An 18,957-nucleotide genomic window follows, 5' to 3' on the forward strand; every position below is an offset into this window, starting at 1 on the left:
CGGTCATGGCTACCCCGCACGAACCCAAGCAGGACCGCAGCCGGGCCACCCGGCAGCGGCTGCTCGAGGCGACCATCGACTGCCTGGCCGATATGGGCTGGGCCGCGGCCACGGTCGCCGTGGTCGCCGAGCGGGCCGGGGTCTCGCGCGGGGCGGCCCAGCACCACTTCCCGACCCGGGAGGATCTGATCACCGCGGCCCTCGAGCACATGTTCGACATCCGGATGGCGCAGGCCAAGGCCGAGGCGACGGCCCTCGACGGGGTCGCCGAGGGCGTCGGCCGCACTCAGGCCGTGGTCGCCGGGCTCGTCGAGTCCTACACCAGCCCGCTGTTCAAGGCGGCCTTGCAGGTCTGGACCCACGCCGCCGCCGATCCCGTACTGCGCGAACGCATCGTCCCCCTCGAGTCCCGCTTCGGCCGCACCTCGCACCGACTGGCCGTCGAGGCCCTCGGCGTCGACGACTCCGACCCCGTGGCCCACCACCTGGTCCAGGCCACCCTCGACCTGGCCCGCGGCCTCGGCCTCGCCGACGTCCTCACCGACGACTCCGCCCGCCGCAAGGAGATCGTCCAACAGTGGTCGGCCACCCTGCACACCGCGCTGACCCGATGACACCGGCCCCGGCCTACCGGCCGCTGGGCCGGAGCGCGTGGGCCGTGGTGTCGGGGCCGGAGGGCCTGAGCTGCGGCGGCTGGGCCGTGCTGACGGGGCCGGAGGGCCTGGGCCGTGGCGGCTGGGTCGTGGTGTCGGGGCCGGAGGGCCTGGGCCGTGGGGTCCAGGCCGTGGCGGCTGGGTCGTGGGGCCTGGGCCGTGGGTCAGGGCCAGGGAGGGCGATTTGGTCGGGGGACCGGGTGGCGGTTACTCTTGCGGGGCTTCGTTTCTGGTCCCGTCGTCTAGCGGCCTAGGACGCCGCCCTCTCAAGGCGGTAGCGCGGGTTCAAATCCCGTCGGGACTACTCATTTTCGTTGTGTCAGGTCGTAGAGGGTTACGCCGTCCACCACTTGGGACGGGAAGTTGGCCGTCACCCAGGCCGTGATCTTGCCGCCCTCCGAGGAGTTGTTGTTGTCGCGGCCCGGTCCGCCGTTGCGACCGGCGATGAAGTAGTGGATGCGGTGGTCGGCGACGTCGCGCTGGAACTGCTCGAGGGTGGGGGCCGGATCGTGGCCGTTGAATCCGCCGATCGGCATCACCGGCAGCTGGGTCTCCAGCTGGTAGTCCGCCGCGCCCATGGCGCTGATTGTCGCCGCGGCCCAGGTGTAGGAGTCGCCGCCGTCGGTCAGCAAGCGCAGCACCTGCGCGCTCGGGCGCCCGCCCATCCCGGGGCCGCCGCCCTGCGGGGGAGCGCCCGGATCGCCCTGCGGCGCACCGGCTTCCGGCGGGGCGCCACCCGGCGTCGGCGGCTGGCCCGGATTGCCTTGCGCGGCAGCGTCTTCGCCGCGCCCGCGGTCCTGCCGACCGCCGCCGGGCATTCCGCCCGGACCGAACTGTCCCGGTATGCGCGGCCCTGCCATCGGCATGGGCCCGGCATTGCTTCCGGCGAGGGTGTCGGCGGTGTAGGCCAGCGGACCCGCCAGACCCACGACGCCCGCGAGCGCCGCGACACCGGCGGCCACCCGGCGCGGCGCGGGGATCAGCAGCGCGAGGGCCGCGACGATGCCCGCGAACAGCAGCACCCAGCGCAGCCACGGCACGAACGAGGCCGTGCGGGACAACAACATCCACGCCGTCGCCACCGTCGCCGCGACCGTCAAGGCGGCCACGCACCGCACCCACAGCAGATCCCGTCGTCGCCACAGCAGGACCGCGCCCGCGCCGATCAGCGCCGCGATCGCCGGGGACAGTGCCACCGTGTAGTACTGATGGAAGATCCCGCGCATGAAGCTGAACACCAGCCCGGTGACCAGCACCCAGCCGCCCCACAGCACGAACGCCGCGCGCCGCCGATCGGTGCGAACGGCCTTGCCGCACAGCACGATTCCGGCCACGAGCAGGATCAGCGCCGCCGGGAGCAACCAGGCGATCTGCCCACCCTGCTGGGGCGCGAACAACCGGGTGATGCCCGGCGTGCCGCCGAAGAAGCCGCCGCCACCACCCGGCGGACGGCCACCGCCGCCACCCGGACCGCCGCCGCCGTTGAACTCGTCGCCGTTGAGCCGTCCCAGCCCGTTGTATCCCAGCGTCAGCTCGAGGATCGAATTGTGCGGCGAGCCACCGAAATACGGCCGCGACCCGGCGGGCCACAGCTCCGCGATCAGCACCCACCAGCCCGCGCCGATCACCACGCCCGCCAGCGCGGCGAACAGCTGCGCGATCCGCGGGCCCAGCTTGGGCGGCCCGGCCAGCAGATAGGTCAGCGCCAGCGCCGGAACGACGAGCATCACCTGCAACTGCTTGGCCAGGAAGCCCACCCCGACGAACACCCCGCACAGCACCAGCCAGCGAGTGCGGCCGTCCTCGACCGCGCGCGTCATCGCCCACGCGGCCGCGACCATCATCAACACCAGCAGCGCGTCGGGGTTGTCGAAGCGGAACATCACCGCCGCGATGGGCGTCAGCGCCAGCACGAGCCCGGCGATCAGACCGGCCGCGCCGCCGAAGGTCCGGCGCACGGTCGCCCACAGCAGGGCCACCGCCCCGACCCCCATGAGCACCTGCGGGGCCAGCAGACTCCAGCTGCTCAATCCGAACATCCGGATGGACAGCTCCATCGGCCACAGCGAGGCGGGCGTCTTGTCGACGGTGATGGTGTTGCCGCCGTCGGAGGAACCGAACAGGAACGCCTTCCACGACACCGAACCCGCCTGTGCCGCAGCGGCATAGAACGAATTCGCCCAGCCGTTGGCACCGAGATTCCAGAAGTAGGCGATCGCGGTGCCCACCAGCAGCGCGGCCAGGGCGAGGTACTCCCACCGCGCGCCACGCGGCCGCGCCGGGGATCCGGCGGCCGGGACGGCCGGGTCGAGGGTCGCCGTGCTCATCGGGCGAGCTCCGCGCTCGAGCCGGTGACCGCGTTGCGGAAGACCCAGCGCAGGCCGACGAACCGGGTGAGGGTGGCGACCAGGTTCGCCACCACGAGCACCAGCAGTTCCAGATGCACCGCCGCGCTCGGCGCCCAGTGGTGCAGCGCGAACAGCGAGCCGCTCGTCAGCACCCAGGCGAATCCGAAGATCAACAGACCCTGGAAGTGGTGTGACACCGCCCGACTCGAACCGCGCACCCCGAACGTGAACGCCCGATTGGCCGCGGTATTGCCGATCGCGGTGAGCAGCAGCGCGGCGAAGTTGGCCACCTGCGGACCCGTGAATCCTTGCAGCAGCACGTACAGCACCATATAGGCCAGCGTCGAGACGACCCCGATGATGCCGAATCGGACGAGTTGTCCGACCATGCCGAGTGGCACCCCGTCGACCAGGGGTTCGCGGCCGATGGCGGCGCGGAGTTCGTTGACGGGCAGGGTGCCCGAGGCCAGTCCGCGCCCGACCCGCCACACACCGAGCAGATCCTTACGGGCGGTGTCGATGATGTCGACGCGGGAGTCGGGGTCGTCGATCCAGTCGACGGGTACCTCGTGGATGCGCAGGCCCGCCCGTTCGGCGAGCACCAGCAGTTCGGTGTCGAAGAACCATTCGCCGTCCTGCACCAGGGGCAGCAGTCGGCGGGCGACGTCGGTGCGCATGGCCTTGAATCCGCACTGGGCGTCGGAGAATCGGGTCTGGAGCGAGGCGCGCAGGATGAGGTTGTAGCAGCGGGAGATGATCTCGCGCTTGGGTCCGCGCACCACACGCGAGGACCGTGCCAGCCGCGTGCCGATGGCCAGATCCGAGTGCCCGGACACCAGCGGGGCGATCAGCGGCAGCAGGCCGTTGAGGTCGGTGGACAGATCGACGTCCATGTAGGCGACGACCTGGGCGTCGGAGCTCTCCCAGACCGCGCGCAGCGCCCGGCCGCGGCCCTTGCGGTCCAGATGCATCACCCGCACCCCGCCGAGTTCGGCGGCGAGCGCGTCGGCCACGGCGAGCGTGGCATCGGTGGACGCGTTGTCCGCGATGGTGATTCGGGCCGAGAACGGGAAGCCGTCGCGGAGGAAGGCGTGCAACCGGCGCACGCAGCCCGCGAGGTCGCGCTCCTCGTTGTAGACCGGGATCACGACGTCCAGTACGGGAGTGCGTACCGCGTCGGTGGTGGGGTTCGCCTGAACGGCCGTCACTGTCTCGGACATGCAACCACATTCGGCGATCAGCCTTGGGCGGCGCTGCGGTCGAGCTGGGAGATTCCTGGGAGCCGGAACTCAGGCGCGCAGCCGCCACAGCGGTGACACCGGGCCGTGGCCCGCGCCGAGGTCGTAGGCCGAGGCCAGGCAGCGGGTGGTCCACTCCTTGGCGAAGGCCACCGCCTCGGGCACCTCGTACCCGTGCGCGAGCGCGCAGGCGGTGGCCGCGGCCAGGGTGTCGCCGCCGCCGTGATCGTTGCCGGTGGCGATGCGCGGGGCCGACAGTTCGTGGAAGCGGTCCCCGTCGAAGAGGATGTCGGTGCTGAACGCCGACGAACGCAGATGCCCGCCCTTCACGATCGCCCAGCGCGGGCCGAGCGCGATGAGCGCCTCGGCGGCCGCGCGGGCCGAGCGGTCGTCGGTGACCTCGATGCCGGTGAGCAGCCGCACCTCGTCCAAATTTGGGGTGACCAGCGTCGCCAGCGGAATCAGCGTGTGCCGCAACGCGTCCAGGGCCGAGGCGTGCAGCAGCGGATCGCCGTGCATGGACGCCGCCACCGGATCGACCACCAGCGGAATCGAACCCGCCCGCCCGATGCCGACCTCGCCGCAGACCGCGGCGACCGCCTCGATGATCGCGGTGGAGGCGAGCATCCCGGTCTTGGCCGCGCCGACGCCGATATCGTCGGCCACCACCCGCACCTGCCCCGCCACCGTCTCCGGCGGAATCTCGTGAAAACCGCTGACGCCCACCGAGTTCTGCACGGTCACCGCCGCCACCGCGACGCAGGCGTGCACGCCCAGCAGCGCCATCGTGCGGGTGTCGGCCTGGATCCCCGCGCCGCCGCCGGAGTCGGTCCCGGCGATGGTGAGAACGCGGACCGGGGTCTGTCCGTCGGGGGTGAGCGGCAAGAGTTTCACGAGTCGGAGCCTACAATCCTGTAATAGAACGGATCATTCCGTTCGAGTGTTAGAGTCGGGACATGTCCGAGATCGCCTCCCCCGCCAAGGGCCTGCCCGGCCGCAAGGCCCAGGCCGCTCGCAACGACGGCATCATCCTCGCCGCCGCGCGCGAGGTCTTCCTCGCCGATCCGGGCGCGCCCATCGCCGCGGTCGCCGAACGCGCCGGGGTCGGGATCAGCGCGTTGTATCGCCGGTACGCCTCCAAGGAGGTGCTGCTGCGCACGCTGTGTTACGAGGGGCTGTGCCGATACAACGCGGAAGCCGAAGCGGCGCTGGACAATTCGGACGACTGGACGGTGCTGGTCGAGTTCCTGCGGCGGGTGGTGGACGCCGACGTGCATTCGCTGACCGTGCGGCTGGCCGGAACCTTCACCCCCGACGAGAGTTTCGTTCCGCAGGTCCAGCGGTCCGGGGAACTCAACGACGAGATCATCCGGCGCGCCCGCGCCTCGGGCCGCCTGCGCGCCGGAGCCACCGCACAGGATCTCGGTCTGATCCTGGAGTCCTGCGCGGCCATCACCGCGCCCGACCCCGCCCGCACGGCCGAATTGCGCCGACGCGTGCTGGCCGTCTTGATCGACGGCCTGACGGTAGGGGGTGAACTGCCGGGTCCGCCCCCGCGACCGGGCGAATTCGCCCAGCGCTGGCAGCGACCCGGGCGATGATTTTCCCCCGACCGCGGCGTCGGCAGATATGAACCCCCGGACCGAAAGGATGCGCCGATGAACTGGACCCTGGAAGTGGTGACCGTGCCGGTCTCCGATATCGATCGCGCGGTGGAGTTCTATCACGAGGGCCTCGGCTTCGCGGTCGACTTCGACATCGCCCCCGGCGACGACGTTCGCATCGTGCAGCTCACCCCGCCGGGTTCGGGGTGTTCGGTCGTGATCGGCAAGGGCGCGGTGCCCGCGATGCCGCCGGGCTCGCTGAAGGGTCTGCAACTGGTGGTCCCCGATATCCGCCGCGCGCACGCCGAACTCACCGACCGCGGCGTCGAGGTCGGTGAGATCCAGATCATCGGCACCAATCCGCATCCGGTTCCGGATCCGCTGGACAATGTGGCGTTCTTCTTCTTCGCCGATCCCGATGGGAACGGGTGGGCGGTGCAGCAGATCTCCACGCGCGCTTGACCTTTCGCTCGCCACCCCGGACGGAGTCCGGAACCAGGCGGGGTCCCGGGCTCCGCCCGGGGCAGCGAGAGGGAGGGCGAGCGGGCCCCGAACGCTACGACACGACCGGCAGATACACCTGATTGCCCGCGTCCGCGAACTCCGCCGACTTCTCGGCCATACCCGCCGTCAGCGCCTGTTCGTCGGTGAGTCCCTGCCGGGCCGCGTACTCGCGGACATCGGCGGAGATGCGCATCGAACAGAACTTCGGGCCGCACATGGAGCAGAAGTGCGCGGTCTTGGCGGGTTCGGCGGGCAGGGTCTCGTCGTGGAAGTCGCGGGCGGTGTCCGGGTCCAGGGACAGGGCGAACTGATCGCGCCAGCGGAACTCGAAGCGCGCCTTGGACAACGCGTCGTCGCGCTCCTGGGCGCGGGGGTGGCCCTTGGCGAGGTCGGCGGCGTGCGCAGCGATCTTGTAGGTGATCACGCCGGTCTTGACGTCGTCGCGGTTGGGCAGGCCCAGATGCTCCTTGGGGGTGACGTAGCAGAGCATGGCCGTGCCCGCCTGGGCGATGATGGACGCGCCGATCGCGGAGGTGATGTGGTCGTAACCGGGCGCGATATCGGTGGCGAGCGGGCCGAGGGTGTAGAACGGGGCCTCCTCGCACAGCTCCTCCTCGAGCCGCACGTTCTCCACGATCTTGTGCATGGGCACGTGCCCCGGGCCCTCGATCATCACCTGCACGCCATGCGATTTCGCGATCTTCGTCAGCTCGCCCAGCGTGCGCAGCTCGGCGAACTGGGCCTCGTCGTTGGCGTCGGCGATCGAGCCGGGCCGCAGGCCGTCGCCGAGGGAGAAGGTGATGTCGTAGCGCGCCAGGATCTCGCACAACTCGGCGAAGTTGGTGTACAGGAACGACTCTCGATGATGCGCCAGGCACCAGGCCGCCATGATCGACCCGCCGCGCGAGACGATGCCGGTGACCCGTTTCGCCGTGAGTGGCACGTAGCGCAACAGCACGCCCGCGTGCACGGTCATGTAGTCCACGCCCTGTTCGGCCTGCTCGATCACGGTGTCGCGGTAGACCTCCCAGGTCAGCTTCGTGGGATCGCCGTCGACCTTCTCCAGCGCCTGATAGATCGGCACGGTCCCGACCGGGACGGGGGAGTTGCGCAGGATCCACTCCCGGGTCTCGTGGATATTGCGCCCGGTGGACAGGTCCATGATGGTGTCGGCGCCCCAGCGGGTGGCCCACACCATCTTCTCGACCTCCTCGGCGATGGAGGAGCTGACCGCCGAGTTGCCGATATTGGCGTTGATCTTCACCGCGAACCGCTTGCCGATGATCATCGGCTCGGATTCGGGGTGGTTGTGGTTGGCGGGGATCACCGCGCGCCCGGCGGCGACCTCGTCGCGCACGAGTTCGGGCGAAACCCCTTCGCGCGCCGCGATATAGCGCATCTCCGTGGTGACGATGCCCTGGCGCGCCCAGGCCAGCTGGGTGCGCGGTCCGGGGACATCGGGTTTGGCCCACGCGTCGCGCAGTTTCGGCAATCCGGCCTCGAGGTCGATGGCCGCGGCCTCGTCGGTGTACGGGCCCGAGGTGTCGTAGACGTCGAAATGCTCGCCGTTGGTCAGCGCGATGCGCCGCGACGGCACGCGCAGCGTCGTGCCGTCCGCGTCGAGGTGTTCGTAGTGCTTGGCGCTGCCCTGGATCGGACCCGTGGTGACGGTGTCGACCGCGGTCGAGACGTGCCTGGATGACATCGGTGAATCCTCCCTACGCCGGCATTACCCGGTCAGGTTCGTACGGTCGACGGCCCTGATCCGCCCGGAATGGGCTAGCCGTCCTCTCAGCCCGCTGGTGCGAGCCCCCGTTGGCATATGTGGTTGTCCCGGCCGAGGGTACACCGGTCGCCGCGCCGCCCGTCAGTTTTCGTGCGGACCGATCGGCCAGCCGAGCGCGCCCGCGAGCGCGTTCAGATTGATGATCGTCTGCTCCACGAAGGCGTCGACGTCGGCGTACATGGACACGACATCGTCTGTGCGGCAACCGGTCTGGTCGGGCGCGCCGGGAGCGAGCCGGGACTTGATCCAGTTGAAGGCGGCGCCCATCCCCAGCGTGGTGAGACTCAGATGCTCGCTGAGATGATCACGGGTGTAGCGCACCGAGGTACCCCCGTCGCACCACTGCCGCACCAGCCGGTCGTTGGTCCACACCGGCACCGCCTCGTCGAACACGCCCTGATAGACGAATGTCGGTGCGGTCGGCGCGGTGTCGCCGAGCACGAGCGAGTCGAACACCGAGCGGATCTCCGGCAGCGCGAGGTACTCCTCGATGGGGATCGTCAGCAATCGCTGATAGTCGACGAACATCGTGGTCAGCGCGTTGCGCGAAAGGCATTGGCGATTGGTGCGATCCATCAGCGCCCGGCCCTCGGGGGTCAGGTACCGGTTGGTCACCTCGGCGAACTCCGGATACGCCTTGATCAGCGAGGCGACCCCGATCGCTATGAGGCTCGAGAACATCGAGCCGTTCACGTGCAGCAGCGAGCGCACATCGGAGGTCGGCGCGCCCAGCGCCACGCCCCGGACGTTCAGTTCCGGCGCGTAGCCGGGCTGCATCTGCGCGGCCCAGCCGCTGCCCATGCCGCCGCCGGAGTACCCCCACAGCGCGACGGGGGTGTTCGCGCCGTCCAGCCCGAGGGGTTCGAAGCGCTCGGCCGCGCGGATACCGTCGAGGACCAGATAGCCGGGTTCCCTCGCCACGGCCAGATGCCCCTCGACCCCTTCGTAATCCGGAATCGACACCGCGTAGCCCTCGGCGATGGCGGCGGCGAGCCCGAGGTATTCGCTGTCGGAGTGGATGCCCTCCAGCCCCGTCAGGCCCGTACCCTGCTGGAGCACATAGGACGGCGCGCACTGGGGTGCGGCGCTGTCGTAATAGAACTGGGTGGACAGCAGCGGCCGGTGCCGTCGCGGGTCGGCGCCCTCCGGCATGACGACCGTGGTGACCGCGGCCGTCGGGCGGCCGTCGAGATCGGTTGTCCGATAGAGCAATTGCCAGGACCGCACCCGCACCGGCAGGACGGTCGCGACGCCCAACCGCACCGGACGCGAGCGCAGGATCGCGCCAGGCTCCGCGGCTTCGAAGCCCTCCGGTGGCAGGTAGAACGAATCCGCCTGCGGCACAGGCGGATCCGCCGGTGCGGGCGCGGCCGGGACGAGCCCCAGCAGCAGCGCGGCGGCGATGGTCAGCACGGTCGACAGCGCCCTTCGAGACATGTCCTGCCCTTCCCTCATCAGTGTGACAGGAATTACAACATGACTACCGGTTATCAACAAGGCACCTTTTTGAAACGTTGCCTACTACAGTCGGACTATGACCCGCAGCAATCCCGCCGCGCGGCCCGCTTCCACCCCGGCGCGGCGCCGGATCCGCGGTCTCGACGCCGCGGAGCGCAGCGCGCAGCGTCGTCGTCAACTTCTGGACGCGGCCACCGAACTGTTTGCCCGGCAAGGTTTTTCGGGCACCTCCATCGAGCAGATCTGCCAGGCGGCCTATGTGGGCACGAAGGGGTTCTACGACCACTTCGACAGCAAGGAGGCGTGCTACATCGCGTTGCTCGAACAGATCACGGCGCAGATCCAGCAACGGGTCACGGCGGCGGCCGAACAGTCGCGCGAGCTGTCGTGGCCGGATCGTGCCGCGGCCGTCATCGCCGCCTTCGTGCACGCCATCGCCGACGATCCCCGGCTGGCGCGCGCGAGTTTCGGTGAGGCGGGCGGCATCTCGGCGACGGTCGAGCGGCAGCGGCGCGGCAACCGCCGGTGGGCGGCGGCGTTCCTGGACGCGCAGTGGGCGGGGGAGCCGGATCCGGACGCCGAGGCGCAGCGGCGGCGAATCGCGTTCGCGCTGGGCACCATCGGCGGCATGTTCGAGCTGGTGGCGGACTGGCTGCATCATCACGACGACGGCGGTTCGCCGGACGCGGTGGAAACCCTCGCGGGTGACCTCACGCACTTCTTCGCCACCGTCGACGCCGGGCGGCGGGCGCGCGAGGGTTAGCGGGCGGGCCGGACGCGCCCGGCGACCTCGCCCAGCGCGATGCGCGCGCCGTCCGCGCCGGGGGCAGTGGCGGTGAGGACGACCTCGTCGCCGTCCTCGAGGAAGGCGCGGCGCTCGCCGTTCACCTCGACGGGTTCCGTTCCGCCCCAAGACAATTCCATGAGGCTGCCGCGCTGGTCGCGCTCGGGGCCGGAGACGGTTCCGGAGGCGTACAGATCACCCGGGCGGACCGACGCGCCGTTGGCGGTCAGGTGTGCGAGCATCTGCGCGGGCGACCAGTACATGCGCCGGTAGGGCGGGTGCGCGACCGGCACACCGTTCCACCGGACGGTGAGATCGATGTCGAGCCCCCACGCGTCACGCTCGCGCAGATACGGCAGCGGTTCGGGATCCTGGCCGGGCAGCGGTATCCGCGCCTCGGTCAGCGCCGCGAGGGGCGTCACCCACGCCGACAGCGAGGTGGCGAACGATTTACCCAGGAACGGGCCCAGCGGCTGGTACTCCCACGCCTGGATGTCGCGGGCGGACCAGTCGTTGACGAGGGCCACGCCGAAGACGTGCACGGGGAACTCCTCGGTCCGGATCGGCCGTCCCGGTTCGGATCCGACACCGACCACGAAACCGACCTCGGCCTCGATGTCCAGTCGGCGGGTGGGCCCGAATTCCGGTGTGCCCGAGGCGGTTCGGAGCTGGCCGCGCGGGCGGATCACGTCGGTGCCGGAGACGACCACCGTCCCAGCGCGGCCGTGATATCCGACGGGCAGATGCCGCCAGTTCGGCAGCAGCGGATCCCCGTCCGGACGCAACAGGCGGCCCAGATTGGTGGCGTGGTCGATGCTGGCGTAGAAGTCGACGTAATCGCCCACGGCCACGGGCAGTTTCAGACGCACGTCGGCCACCGGGTGCACGGCCGTCTCGGGCAGCGGGCCGGTGAGCAGCTCCCGCACACGTTCGCGCACCTCGCGCCAGTGCCGCGGTCCGCGGGCCAGGAAATCGTTCAGAGTCGACCGCACGAAGGTCGAATCGTCCAGCAGCACAGCGAGATCCACCACGTCGTCGCCGTACCGCACGCCGATCCGGTACTCCCCGCCGGGCGGGGCGAACACCCCGTAGGGCAGATTGCCCAGACCGAACGGGGAATCGGCCGCGACCGCCACCCGGCGCGTGCCCGTCATCGGCCCGCGTCGGGGCCGCGGCCCGACCAGGTCCACGCGTAGCCGGGGTCCTCGCAGGCCAGCGCGCCCTCGCCGAGGCCGAGCGGGCGGAAGGTGTCGACCATGACGGCCAGTTCGTCGAAGAACTCGGCCCCGATACTGCCCTCGTAGGCCGCGGGCTGCGGGCCGTGCGCGTAACCGCCCGGATGCACCGACACCGAACCCTGCGCGATCCCGGAACCCTTGCGCGCCTCGTAGTTTCCGCCGCAATAGAACATGATCTCGTCGGAGTCCACATTGGAGTGGTAGTACGGCACCGGAATCGACAGCGGGTGGTAGTCGACCTTGCGCGGCACGAAATCGCACACCACGAAGTTGGCCCCCGCGAACACCTGATGCACGGGCGGCGGCTGGTGCACGCGGCCGGTGATCGGCTCGAAGTCCGCGATATTGAACGTGTACGGGTACAGGCAGCCGTCCCAGCCGACCACATCGAACGGATGGGTGGCGTACACCAGCCGGGTACCGAGCACCTCCCGGCCCGGCCGGTGCTTGACCAGGACCTCCACGTCCGCGCCCTCCTCTGTGCGAATCTCGGTGGGGCCGTGCAGATCTCGTTCGCAATAGGGCGCGTGCTCGAGGAACTGGCCGCCGCGGGACAGGTAGCGGTTCGGCGGCGCGATGTGCCCGGTCGCCTCGATCACGTAGGCGCGCAACGGTTCCGGGCCGTCGGGTCGCCAGCGGTGCGTGGTCGCGCGGGGCAGCAGAACGTGGTCACCCTGGCGGACCGGCAGCGAACCGAAGACCGTGTCGACCGTGCCGGAGCCGGATTCCACATACACCAGCTCGTCGCCGAGACCATTGCCGTACAGCGGGGATTCGCGACCGGCCGCGACATAGGACAGCCGCACGTCGTCGTTGCCGAGCAGCAGGCGGCGGCCCGTCACCACGTCGGCGGTCGTCCAGGCGTCGCCGGGGAACAGCTCGTGCAGGCGCAGATGCCGGTGGCGCAGGGGATGATTGGGCACGATGCGCTGATCCGGGAGCGGCCAGACCGTCGAGTCCACGATCGCGGGCGGCGGCGCGCGGTGGTAGAGCAGGGCGGAGTCGCTGGCGAAACCCTCCTCACCCATCAACTCCTCGTAGTGCAGCCGCCCCTGAGCGTCACGGTGCTGGGTGTGCCGCTTCGGGGGCACCGACCCCACTCGTCGATAGAACGCCATGCCCGCACTCCCGCCAGGTTGCTGGTCGGATGGTCACATATTTCCATCGTAGCTATGCGGATTGTCGCGCGAAGGCCGCTTTCGATATTCAGGCCCCGCGCAGCGCTCGGTAGACCGCCGCGCCCACGAACGCGCCCAGATCCTCCGGGGTCCAGTCGCCCTCCCCGGACAGCAGCGTGCGGACCGCGCCCTCGCCCGCGGACACCCACAGCTCGACCAGCGCGGGCAGCTTGCGCTCGGCGTCGGCGATCCCCCACGCCCGCAGGGTGGGCCGCAGCCGCCGGGTGCAGCGCTCGAGCGCGACCTGCCGACCGCGGCCGAAGGAGTGCACCACGGCCGGATCGGGATTGCCCGACAACAGTTTCCAGGTGTCCGGGCGGGCGGCGACGGTCTCCAGCAGCGCGCGGAAACCCTCGACGAACACCTCCTCGTCGGCCTCCACGCGGCGGCGCGGCAGGGCGGCCACTATGCCGTCGAGCAGGACGCGCTCCTCGCGTCGGATGAGCGCCTCTAGCAGTTCGACCCGGTCGGCGAAGCAGGCATACACGACCGGACGGGTGACGTTCATGCGCTCGGCGACGGCGGCGACGGTGACGGCCGCGATGCCGTCCTCCACGGCGATCCGCAGGGCGGCGTCGAGAACCTGGGGACGACGGCGCTCCGGGCCGAGGTGCTGGGCGCGCTGACGCGGCCGCACGGCGGATCTCGAACCCATGACGACAAGATATCAGCGGGGCGACACGCCGCCCGGCGCGCCGTGGGCAAACGGGCTGATCGGGCGGTTTCGTACAACGTAGAAAGAGTTTGCCTGGCGTTTCGCGCCTACGGTTGCGTAACCGAACGGACGTACGGCAACCTCCTGTGAAACATCACCCTCAGGCAGGAGGCCGATCCGTGTCGCACTACAAGGCGAACCTTCGGGATATCGAGTTCAACTTGTTCGAGGTGCTGGGAATCGGGGAGCAACTGGACGCGGGGGTCTTCGGGGATCTGGACACCGAGACCGCGCGCGGGATGTTGAGCGAGGTGCTGCGCCTCGCCGAGGGTCCGGTCGCGGCGTCGTTCGTCGACGCCGACCGCGATCCGGCCACGTTCGACGCCGCGAACCACGAGGTGGTGGTGCCCGAGTCGCTGCGCAAGACCGTCGCGGCGGTCAACGAGGCGGGCTGGTCGGCGCTGGGGATGCCCGAGGAGATGGGCGGCGTGCGGGCGCCCTCCCCGCTGGCGTGGGCGACGCAGGAAATGCTTGTGGCGGCGAACAATTCGGCCGCCTTCTACAATATGGGCCCGCTCATGCACCAGGTCCTGTTCGTGGAGGGCACCGAGGAGCAGCGGCGCTGGGCGCGGCACGCGTGGGAGAACCGTTGGGGCGGAACGATGGTGCTCACCGAACCGGACGCGGGCTCCGACGTCGGCATGGGCCGCACCAAGGCCACCCGCCAGCCCGACGGCACCTGGCACATCGAGGGTGTGAAGCGGTTCATCTCCGCCGGTGACGTCGGCGCCACGGCCGAGAACATCTTCCATCTCACGCTGGCCCGGCCGGAGGGCGCGGGTCCGGGCACCAAGGGGCTGTCGCTGTTCGTGGTGCCGAAGTACCTGTTCGACAGTGAGACGATGGCGCTCGGCGAACGCAACGGCGTGCTGGTGACCAACCTCGAGCACAAGATGGGCATCAAATCCTCGCCCACCTGCGAATTGACCTACGGCGCGGACAAACCCGCGATCGGCTATCTGGTCGGCGACGTGCACAACGGCATCGCCCAGATGTTCAAGGTGATCGAGCACGCCCGCATGATGGTCGGGGTGCTGTCGGCGGGCACGCTGTCCAGCGGTTATCTGAACGCGTTGGAGTACGCCAAGACTCGCGTGCAGGGCGCGGACATGACGCGGATGACCGACAAGACCGCCCCGCGCGTACCGATCACCCACCACCCCGACATCCGCCGCAGTCTGGCGTTGCAGAAGGCGTATTCGGAGGGGCTGCGCGGGCTGTACCTGTACTGCTCGGCCTATCAGAGCCCGGAGATCGCCGCGGCCGCCTTCGGCGCGGACGCGGACACCGCCGCGCGGGTGAACGACCTGCTGCTGCCGATCGTCAAGGGCGTCGGCTCCGAGCGCGCCTACCAGACGCTGACCGAGACATTGCAGACCTTCGGCGGTTCCGGGTATCTCCAGGACTATCCGATCGAGCAGTACATCCGCGACGTCAAGATCGACTCGCTCTACGAGGGCACCACCGCCATCCAGGCGCAGGACTTCTTCTTCCGCAAGATCGTTCGCGATCAGGGCGTGGCGCTCGGCCACGTGGCCGGGCTGATCCAGCGCTTCGTCGACACCGACGAGAGCCGCCTCAAGACCGAGCGGGCGCTGCTGGGCACCGCGCTGGCCGATGTGCAGGCGATGGCGACCGCGTTGGGCGGATACCTCGGGGCGTCGCAGCAGACGCCGGAGGAGATCTACAAGGTGGGTCTCGGCTCGGTCCGATTCCTGCACGCCGCAGGGGATCTCGTGATCGGCTGGCGGTTGTTGGAACAGGCCGCGATCGCGCTCGGCGCGCTGGAGGGGCAGCCGTCGGAGCGGGATCGGCTGTTCTACACCGGGAAGGTCGGGGTGGCTTCGTGGTTCGCGAAGAATCAGTTGCCGTTGTTGACGTCGGTGCGGGCGGTGTTGGAGAACTTGGACATCGACATCATGCAGTTGGATGAGGGGGCGTTCTAGCGTCCACAGTCGGTGTAGCCGGTTGGGCGTGGCGGGTGCGCTGGAAACGGTTGAGCGTGGCGGGATTCCAGTGTCCCGTCCTCGTGCGGTTGAACGGGTTGGGCGTGGCGGCCTCCGTGTCCCCCCAATCACCGGGATGACCGGGCGGAATAGGGGTACAACTACCGCATGGTCTTCCCGGTGGACTTCGGTTGGCTGCAAACGCTGATCGTCGTATTGTTCGTGATCGGCATCGCCCTCCTCGTGACGGCGCTGCTCAAGGCGCGCAGGGTGGGGATGCGCGCGATGATCGGCCGCGGCGCTGGCGCCGCGTCGGTCCTGCTGGTAGCGGTCCTGGTCCTGTGGGTAACCACCCTCCTCCAGAGCTTCCTGGGGTTGACCGGCGAGGTGAAGGCAGCCCACGTCGTCGCCAAATCCGTTGCGGACAGCCCACATACGCTCGACGTCGAGCTGACCCTGTTCGGCGACGGCAACCACGCGGAGCAGCATCAGACGTACCGGATCGAGGGGGATATGTGGGTGCTGCAAGCGAACATCGTCGAGCTCGAGCCGTGGGTGAACGCGCTGGGGTTCCACTCGGGGTACAAGGTCACCCGGATCTACGGGCAGCGGTTGGACGGGGTGGCGGTCAAGCAGAACCAGTTTTTGCTCAATGGGAGTGATCAGGACTTCTTCGAGGACATGCGGAAGCAGGATTGGACGACTAGGCCGTTCGTGCGGTCGGCTTATGGGAACGCTGTGATTTCGGTGCCGGGGACTTATGACGTGTTCATCTCTCGGGATGCGATCAAGACTCGGCCGGTGTAGTTGTCGGGTGGGGGTGCGGAGGTACGAAATCGGTTGTGGTACCGCGTGTTCGGTCAGCATGTGTCGTTGGTCGGCTGCATCGACTACTTCGCCTGTGGCGCTTCACTTGTATCTCTGTGTCCGCGGGCGCCACTAGCTCATCCCCGCGCGTGCGGGGAGCACCACGAGACACAGCGCCAGCCCCTCACCGGTGCCGGCTCATCCCCGCGCGTGCGGGGAGCACACTTCTTGACCTGCATCTTTGCAGCCACTCACCCAGTATTTCAATCACTTTCGACCAACTCTGCTCGTCCGACCGTCAGTGTGACCACCCGACTGAACAGAGCCGGTTGAGCTCGTCGCGTAGTCGCCCCTACCGTCCATCCGAACGTATGGCCGCTCTCGGCCGATGGGTGTGCGTAACCCGATTCGCCGAAGACGATGCCCTCACCCATCGACGAGCCCGATACTGGCGCAGTGCACACCACCGAGCAAGCCCACCAAGGGCACCCGCCAGCCGCCGGCCGGTACCGAGTAATCGTGGAGATGCCATCACCGGACCTCTACCTCTACGACAAGTCCACCGCACTGTTCGCGCTCGAAGTGACCAGCCCCTACCTCCCCCGCGTCGGTGAAGAACTCTACTTCGACGCCCGCGACGAGCTCGAACTGTATCTCACCGTCACCGAGGTCACCCACAACTTCTCCACCCGCGGAACACCGGCCGACTCGGGCCCCGTCGTCATCGCCAAACCTCGCCCCCGCAGCGTCACCGCAGCCCAGCGCCTCCTCGTAGACCCCGACCTACTCACCCATTGGGCCGAACAACTCCCCGACGTAAAGCCCGAACCGATACCCATGCTCGTCACCGTCGCCGCCGAGTACCGACAGCGCCACCCCGACGCCTTCTCCTCGGCGACGTGACAATTTCAGGTTCCGACGAAGGCACGCGACCATCACGCGAGATCGAATCAACCGAGGGCAGTTCCGCCCGCCACGCCGCTACCAATGTTTGTGGTCGACACAGCAATTGAGCCGAGGCCACGCTTGCGCTCGAGTTCGAGGGCCTGCTGTTTCGCGCCCGTCTCGGACGACCTCCGGGGCCTGGAGCGCTATGCCGGGGGCGGGTCTGCCCTTGTTCATCAACTCCATGATTGCTCGCAGCTCGGGAGCGTAGCCGCGCTGTTTCGCGAGTTCCAGCTGTTGCCGCTGCCATGCGAGGGCGGCTTCGCCGGCAGCAGGAGATGACACGCATGTTCAGCCTGAAATGCGTCATCGTGGCATCGACGGCCGTGAAGTACACATCAAGGCGCGATTGGATCTGCCCTCGGAGTTGTTCGTGGAGGGGTGATTGCCCTGGGCCGACGGCCCGGACTCTCAACCTTCTGATCCGGAGTCGGAGCGCCGCGCGGTGCGGTTGGTGTGCATTACGCCGTCCGACAATGTGTTCGGTCCTAGCGGCTTATCGTTTCAGGTATGTGGCTGTATGCCGTGTGGGGGTGCGTGGGCGCGGCCGTCAACTGCGGGGTGGTGTTCCTCGAGGCGACCAAGAGAGTCAAGGGGTGGCCGTGGCCTCGGCCCAAAGGACCGGGGGCAGGCCCGTACGCGGTGTCGGTTCTGGTGCAGTGGGGTATCGGTGCCGCGACCGCCGCGGCGGTGCTCGACAGCGGGCTGATCGTCACCACCGTCGCCGCGAACGGCTTGGCATTCGGAATCGGCACGGCCACACCGGTGGTGGTGAAGAAGATCAGCCAGTACGTGGAAACACTCGTGCCCGGACAGGACGAATCCGACGACGACACCGGTAAGAGGAACCGCGGCGGCCCGGGGGCCGTGTCATGAGCGTCTTTCGTTTCGGCCGTGACCTGCTGGCGGCGCTGGCCGGATCCACCCCCGCCTTCACTCCGATCGCGACGGAGGAAACACCCGTCGCGCGGCGATTCCTGGCGGCGTTGGCCGGGACCACTCCAGCCTTCACTCCGGGACACCCCGACGAGTACCGACACTATCGCGAAACACAGCGCCGGGTTGCGGAAAGCAACTCCGCCGCTGCTCGGTTCGACACCGTTGGTGAACTGGTGGTCGCCATCCGCCAGGGCGCGATGAGCGGCGCGGACCTGAGCGGCGTGAACCTGCGCTTCGCGGACCTGAACGGTGCGGACCTGCGTGACGCGGACCTGCGCGGTGCGGACTTGAGCGGCGCGGACCTGCGCGCTGCGGACTTGAGCGGCGCGGACCTGCGCGATGCGAACCTGATGTCCGTGGACCTGCGTGGCGGGGACCTGAGCGGCTCGAATCTGAGCGGCGCGGACCTGATCGAGGCGGACCTGCGCACCGCAGACCTGCGCGACGCGGACCTGCGCAGCGCGGTCTTGCACGGCGCTGTCTTGCATGTCGCGGACTTGCGCGGTGCGGACCTGAGCGGCGCGGACCTACCGGAATTCGACCACTTATTGGTGGTGAAGTGGTCGTCGAAAACCGGTTGGGGCCTCGTCGCGGAAGAGATTCGTGCGCGCTCGATTCAACAGGACGACGGCACGTATATTTTGAACCCTTCCCCTGGACAGCAGGCGGATGTGCTCGTTTAGAGGGTTCACCTCGGCCGTAGTGCCGGATCGCGGTCCTCACCGGCGCCGACTACGCGACCTGCCGCGCCGCGAACTACACCATCACCTTGGTGCCCGGCCCAACGACACCACACCGACCCCGAACGCCCCGT

17 protein-coding genes, 1 tRNA gene and 1 riboswitch are annotated in these 18,957 nt (G+C 69.1%); of the genes, 10 read left to right on the forward strand and 8 right to left on the reverse strand.

Going from position 1 to position 18,957, the window contains the following annotated elements; genetic code table 11:
• Positions 1-5 precede the first annotated feature (5 nt).
• Together ACFYTQ_RS32990 and ACFYTQ_RS32995 are read left to right on the forward strand one after the other, a co-directional pair.
• Positions 6-614: a TetR/AcrR family transcriptional regulator gene (locus ACFYTQ_RS32990; RefSeq protein ID WP_387369378.1), complete on the forward strand. Its 609-nt coding sequence runs from the start codon at positions 6-8 to the stop codon at positions 612-614.
• A gap of 270 nt (positions 615-884) precedes the next feature.
• Positions 885-957: transfer RNA gene (locus ACFYTQ_RS32995), tRNA-Glu, on the forward strand.
• 1 nt (position 958) lies between these two features.
• On the opposite strand, the gene ACFYTQ_RS33000 is transcribed toward ACFYTQ_RS32995, so the two are convergent.
• The 3 genes from ACFYTQ_RS33000 to thiD all read right to left on the reverse strand — a co-directional run bounded on the left by ACFYTQ_RS33000 (position 959) and on the right by thiD (position 5,133).
• Complete coding sequence (locus ACFYTQ_RS33000; protein ID WP_387369380.1) at positions 959-2,980, reverse strand: ArnT family glycosyltransferase; 2,022 nt, start codon at positions 2,978-2,980, stop codon at positions 959-961.
• Positions 2,977-4,221 carry a glycosyltransferase gene (locus ACFYTQ_RS33005; RefSeq protein ID WP_387369382.1) on the reverse strand — a complete coding sequence of 415 codons (1,245 nt, stop codon included), beginning with the start codon at positions 4,219-4,221 and terminating at the stop codon, positions 2,977-2,979. Before ACFYTQ_RS33005 ends, ACFYTQ_RS33000 begins: the two co-directional genes overlap by 4 nt.
• A gap of 69 nt (positions 4,222-4,290) precedes the next feature.
• Positions 4,291-5,133, reverse strand: a complete 843-nt coding sequence (thiD, locus tag ACFYTQ_RS33010; RefSeq protein ID WP_387369384.1) for a bifunctional hydroxymethylpyrimidine kinase/phosphomethylpyrimidine kinase — start codon at positions 5,131-5,133, stop codon at positions 4,291-4,293.
• Between the two features lie 62 nt (positions 5,134-5,195).
• Here thiD and ACFYTQ_RS33015 point away from each other — a divergent pair, with 62 nt between their 5' ends.
• The gene (locus ACFYTQ_RS33015) at positions 5,196-5,840 is read left to right on the forward strand and encodes a TetR/AcrR family transcriptional regulator (RefSeq protein ID WP_387369386.1); all 645 of its coding nucleotides are present in this window, start codon (positions 5,196-5,198) and stop codon (positions 5,838-5,840) included.
• Between the two features lie 57 nt (positions 5,841-5,897).
• Positions 5,898-6,305, forward strand: coding sequence for a VOC family protein (locus ACFYTQ_RS33020; protein WP_387369388.1), 408 nt, complete (start codon positions 5,898-5,900; stop codon positions 6,303-6,305).
• A gap of 94 nt (positions 6,306-6,399) precedes the next feature.
• On the opposite strand, the gene thiC is transcribed toward ACFYTQ_RS33020, so the two are convergent.
• Both thiC and ACFYTQ_RS33030 read right to left on the reverse strand, forming a co-directional pair.
• On the reverse strand, positions 6,400-8,052 hold the full coding sequence (gene thiC, locus ACFYTQ_RS33025) for a phosphomethylpyrimidine synthase ThiC (RefSeq protein ID WP_387369390.1): 1,653 nt from the start codon (positions 8,050-8,052) through the stop codon (positions 6,400-6,402).
• Positions 8,046-8,173: riboswitch (TPP riboswitch) on the reverse strand. It overlaps the preceding gene by 7 nt.
• A gap of 41 nt (positions 8,174-8,214) precedes the next feature.
• The gene (locus tag ACFYTQ_RS33030) at positions 8,215-9,570 is read right to left on the reverse strand and encodes a lipase family protein (protein ID WP_387369392.1); all 1,356 of its coding nucleotides are present in this window, start codon (positions 9,568-9,570) and stop codon (positions 8,215-8,217) included.
• A gap of 97 nt (positions 9,571-9,667) precedes the next feature.
• On the opposite strand from ACFYTQ_RS33030, the gene ACFYTQ_RS33035 reads away from it, so the two are divergent.
• Positions 9,668-10,354 (forward strand): TetR/AcrR family transcriptional regulator, encoded by a 687-nt coding sequence (locus tag ACFYTQ_RS33035; RefSeq protein ID WP_387369394.1) that lies wholly within the window; start codon positions 9,668-9,670, stop codon positions 10,352-10,354.
• Here ACFYTQ_RS33035 and fahA read toward each other — a convergent pair.
• From fahA to ACFYTQ_RS33050, 3 genes are all read right to left on the reverse strand, one after another.
• Entirely contained in the window at positions 10,351-11,529 is a 1,179-nt protein-coding gene (gene fahA, locus ACFYTQ_RS33040; RefSeq protein WP_387369396.1) for a fumarylacetoacetase, read from the reverse strand. The genes ACFYTQ_RS33035 and fahA overlap by 4 nt on opposite strands.
• Complete coding sequence (locus ACFYTQ_RS33045; protein ID WP_387369398.1) at positions 11,526-12,731, reverse strand: homogentisate 1,2-dioxygenase; 1,206 nt, start codon at positions 12,729-12,731, stop codon at positions 11,526-11,528. The genes fahA and ACFYTQ_RS33045 overlap by 4 nt, the downstream gene beginning before the upstream one ends.
• 88 nt (positions 12,732-12,819) lie before the next feature.
• The gene (locus ACFYTQ_RS33050; protein ID WP_387369400.1) at positions 12,820-13,446 is read right to left on the reverse strand and encodes a TetR/AcrR family transcriptional regulator; all 627 of its coding nucleotides are present in this window, start codon (positions 13,444-13,446) and stop codon (positions 12,820-12,822) included.
• Between the two features lie 179 nt (positions 13,447-13,625).
• Between ACFYTQ_RS33050 and ACFYTQ_RS33055 the strand changes: the two genes are divergently transcribed.
• The 5 genes from ACFYTQ_RS33055 (at position 13,626) to ACFYTQ_RS33075 (ending at position 18,826) form a co-directional block, all read left to right on the forward strand.
• The gene (locus ACFYTQ_RS33055) at positions 13,626-15,452 is read left to right on the forward strand and encodes an acyl-CoA dehydrogenase (RefSeq protein ID WP_387369402.1); all 1,827 of its coding nucleotides are present in this window, start codon (positions 13,626-13,628) and stop codon (positions 15,450-15,452) included.
• A gap of 168 nt (positions 15,453-15,620) precedes the next feature.
• Positions 15,621-16,259 (forward strand): hypothetical protein, encoded by a 639-nt coding sequence (locus ACFYTQ_RS33060; protein ID WP_387369404.1) that lies wholly within the window; start codon positions 15,621-15,623, stop codon positions 16,257-16,259.
• 519 nt (positions 16,260-16,778) lie between these two features.
• Positions 16,779-17,162, forward strand: coding sequence for a hypothetical protein (locus tag ACFYTQ_RS33065; RefSeq protein ID WP_387369406.1), 384 nt, complete (start codon positions 16,779-16,781; stop codon positions 17,160-17,162).
• Between the two features lie 552 nt (positions 17,163-17,714).
• Positions 17,715-18,080 carry a hypothetical protein gene (locus ACFYTQ_RS33070; protein ID WP_387369407.1) on the forward strand — a complete coding sequence of 122 codons (366 nt, stop codon included), beginning with the start codon at positions 17,715-17,717 and terminating at the stop codon, positions 18,078-18,080.
• Positions 18,077-18,826 (forward strand): pentapeptide repeat-containing protein, encoded by a 750-nt coding sequence (locus ACFYTQ_RS33075; protein WP_387369409.1) that lies wholly within the window; start codon positions 18,077-18,079, stop codon positions 18,824-18,826. Before ACFYTQ_RS33070 ends, ACFYTQ_RS33075 begins: the two co-directional genes overlap by 4 nt.
• Positions 18,827-18,957 lie beyond the last annotated feature (131 nt).

Source organism: Nocardia sp. NPDC004068 (assembly GCF_042874315.1).
In the GTDB taxonomy this organism is placed as follows: domain Bacteria; phylum Actinomycetota; class Actinomycetes; order Mycobacteriales; family Mycobacteriaceae; genus Nocardia.